The organism is Psychromonas arctica, from assembly GCF_038155225.1.
Taxonomy (GTDB): domain Bacteria; phylum Pseudomonadota; class Gammaproteobacteria; order Enterobacterales; family Psychromonadaceae; genus Psychromonas; species Psychromonas arctica_B.
On the sequence record NZ_JBAKBA010000282.1, the window covers coordinates 1 to 221 of the forward strand.

Sequence of the window (221 nt, forward strand, 5' to 3'; positions counted from 1 at the left end):
TGCCAAGTGGTTTAGTAGAAGCTGCACAAGCAATGGGTGCAAAACCAATTCAATTTATTAACAAGGTGTTATTTCCAGAAGCCTTACCTGGCATTATTAACGCAGTAACGATTACTTTAGTTAACTTAGTTGGCTACTCTGCAATGGCAGGTACTGTTGGTGGTGGTGGCCTTTGTGATGTTTGTATTCGTTTTGGTTATCAACGTTTTGACGCAACAGTA

1 protein-coding gene is annotated in these 221 nt (G+C 40.3%); it reads left to right on the forward strand.

Going from position 1 to position 221, the window contains the following annotated elements:
• The coding region (locus tag V6255_RS18565; RefSeq protein ID WP_341629440.1) for an ABC transporter permease subunit at positions 1–221 on the forward strand (221 nt) is incomplete at both ends.